This window comes from Thiolapillus sp. (assembly GCF_048562965.1).
In the GTDB taxonomy this organism is placed as follows: Bacteria; Pseudomonadota; Gammaproteobacteria; order Chromatiales; family Chromatiaceae; genus Thiolapillus; species Thiolapillus brandeum_A.
Map to the genome: position 1 here is coordinate 1 of NZ_JBHNMF010000366.1, position 3,319 is coordinate 3,319.

A 3,319-nucleotide genomic window follows, 5' to 3' on the forward strand; every position below is an offset into this window, starting at 1 on the left:
GGTACGGTGGAGATTTGGCATGGAACAGGGATAAGAGGCAGAAGTGTCTGAATATTCAGAAGATAATCTGGTTGAGCAGCCTGCAATAGGCTTGTTTTCCGAACTGGGCTGGGAGACGGTCAATGGATTCCACGAATTCGATTCCAGCGGAAAAAGCATACTCGGGCGGGATGCCAAGACCGAGGTGGTGCTCAAGTCGCGGTTGCGTCCCGCGCTGGAGCGGCTGAACCCGGGGCTTCCGCAAGAAGCGTTCGATCAGGCCATGGAAGAACTGACCCAGGATCGCAGCGCCATGGCACCGGTTCAGGCAAACCGGGAGATCTATGAGCTGATCAAGGAAGGGATTCGGGTAAAGATCCCGGCTCCGGATGGCCAGGGTGAGACCGTTGAAACGGTACGTCTCATGGACTGGAACACGCCCGGCAACAATGATTTTCTGCTGGTGAACCAGTTCTGGATCACCGGCGAGATGTACACCCGGCGGGCTGATCTGGTGGGGTTCGTCAACGGCATTCCGCTGCTCTTCGTCGAACTGAAGGCCACCCATGCCCGCCTGGAAGATGCCTACAACAAGAACCTGCGGGACTACAAGGACACGATTCCCCAGCTCTTCTGGTACAACGCTTTCATCATCCTTTCCAATGGCAGTCGCAGTCGTATTGGCGGCATGTCCGTCAGCTGGGAGCACTTTGCCGAGTGGAAGAAGATCAACAGCGAGGGCGAGGAAGGCGTAGTTTCCCTGGAGACCATGATCAGGGGCACCTGTGATCCCGCCCGGCTATTGGATCTGATGGAGAATTTCACTCTGTTCATGGAAGTTCAGGGCGGGCTGATCAAGCTGCTGGCCAGGAATCACCAGTACCTTGGGGTGAACAATGCCATCGAAGCGCTGAAAGACATCAAGCACCGGGCCGGGAAACTGGGAGTGTTCTGGCATACCCAAGGCAGCGGCAAGAGCGTTTCCATGATCTGCTTTGCGCAAAAGGTATTGCGCAACGTGCCGGGCAACTGGACTTTTGTGGTCATTACCGACCGCCAGGAGCTGGATTCCCAGATTTACAAGAACTTTGCGGCGGCTGGTGCGGTAACCGAGAAGGAAGCGCAGGCCACCTCCAGCCAGCACCTGCGCCAGTTGCTGAGTGAGGATCATCGCTATGTTTTCACGCTGATCCACAAGTTTCGTACCGAGAAGGGTGAACCTCATCCGGTGCTGTCAAAACGGGATGACATCATCGTCATCACCGACGAGGCCCACCGCAGTCAGTATGACACCCTGGCTATGAACATGCGTACGGCCCTGCCCAATGCTTCCTTCATCGCCTTTACCGGCACGCCCCTGATCGTTGGCGAAGAAAAGACCCGGGAAGTATTTGGCGACTACGTGAGCGTCTATGATTTTCGCCAGTCAGTGGAAGATGGCGCCACGGTGCCGCTCTACTATGAAAACCGAATACCTGAACTGCAGCTCACCAATGAGAACCTCAATGAGGACATGGAAGCCTTGCTCGAGGCCGCTGAGCTGGATGAAGCGCAGGAGAAGAAGCTAGAGCGCGAGTTCGCCCGGCAGTATCACCTCATTACGCGAGAAGATCGTCTGGAAGCCGTGGCAAAAGATATCGTACAGCACTTTTTCAGCCGTGGTTTTCCAGGTAAGGCTATGGTCATCAGTATCGACAAGGCCACGGCGCTTCGTATGTACGACAAGGTGCAAAAGTACTGGAAAAAGGAGATGTCCCGTCTCATGGACGAAATGGCGACCGCGCTTACGGACGATGCTCGCGAAGCGATAAAGGAAAAGCTCGACTACATGGAATCCACCGACATGGCGGTGGTGGTTTCCCAGGGACAGAACGAGATAGAGGAGATGAAGGCCAAGAGGTTGAACATTGAACCCCATCGCAAGCGCATGATCAGTGAAGATCTGGAGACCAAGTTCAAGGACCCGGATGATCCTTTCCGTATCGTATTTGTGTGCGCCATGTGGCTGACTGGCTTTGACGCACCTTCCTGCTCGACCATCTATCTCGACAAGCCCATGCGTAACCATACCCTGATGCAGACCATTGCCCGGGCCAACCGGGTATTCAAGGATAAGGTGAATGGCCTGATCGTGGATTATGTCGGCGTATTCAGAAATCTGGAAAAAGCCCTGTCGATCTATGGCGGTGGCACGGGCGGCGATACGCCAGTAAAGGACAAGGCAGAACTGGTCGCCGAGCTCGAAGCGGCTGTCCATGGCCTGGAGACATTCTGCTCGAAGCAGGGCATGGATCTCGATGCCGTTCAATCATCGGAAGGCATGCAGAAGATAAAGCAGTTGGATGATGCAGTTGAGGCGATTCTGCTAAACGAGGAAAGCAAGAAGTCCTATCTCAACCAGGCCGATGGTATCTGGCGTCTGTACAAGGCGGTCTTGCCTGATCCCCGGGCAGAGGAATTTGCCCAGCGTAGCCAGTTGTTCAAAGTGCTGGCCCAGAAGATCAGGGCATTGATGCCGCCCGTGGATATTTCGGATGTCATGGGCCAGGTGGAAGAACTGCTTGATGATTCCATACACCCGGAAGGCTATGTTATTCGTGACAAAGCCGGTAGTTACGGTGAGGAGCGCTGGGTCGATCTGTCACAGATCGACTTCGAAGCCTTGCAGGAGCGGTTTGCCAAGGGAAGGAAGCGCACCGAAGCGGAAAAACTGAAAGGGCAGCTGGGCAGCAAACTGAAACAAATGGTACGGCTAAATCGCTCCCGTATGGATTATCTGGAGAAATTCCAGCAGATGATCGACGAATACAATGCCGGCAGCATGAACGTGGATGAATTCTTCAGGCAACTGCTGGACTTTGCCAAAGGCCTCAGCGAGGAAGAGCAGAGAAGCGTTGCCGAGCAATTGAGCGAAGAGGAACTGGCTGTGTTTGATATCCTCACCCGCCCCGGCCCGGAATTGTCAGAGAAAGAGATAAAGCAGGTCAAGAAGGCTGCGCGGGATCTTCTGGATAACTTGAAAAAGGGCAAACTCGTACTCGACTGGCGAAAGTTCCAGCGCTCACAGGCTGCGGTCAGGGTTGCCATCGAGGATGTGCTGGATACGGATCTACCTGAAAGCTATACACCTGAGTTGTTCCAGCAGAAGGTTGAGGATGTGTATGAGCACGTGTTTGATGCTTACTACGGAAGTGGGCAAGGAATTTACAATATAGATTATGGAAGGGGGTACTGGTAGCCATGGCGTTTTAGCGAATTATTCAATGTTACGCGGGAAATCCTGAAATGCTGTGCAACTTCAGTTTTCGTCATCTGTGGATCACGTAGCATCGCTGCTGCC

Annotated in this window: 1 protein-coding gene; it reads left to right on the forward strand. The window is 53.9% G+C overall.

Features of this window, described 5'->3' with window-relative positions; all coding sequences use genetic code 11:
• The first annotated feature begins 43 nt into the window (after positions 1 to 43).
• Positions 44 to 3,217: a type I restriction endonuclease subunit R gene (locus ACOCD2_RS14845; RefSeq protein WP_295368586.1), complete on the forward strand. Its 3,174-nt coding sequence runs from the start codon at positions 44 to 46 to the stop codon at positions 3,215 to 3,217.
• Positions 3,218 to 3,319: the final 102 nt, after the last annotated feature.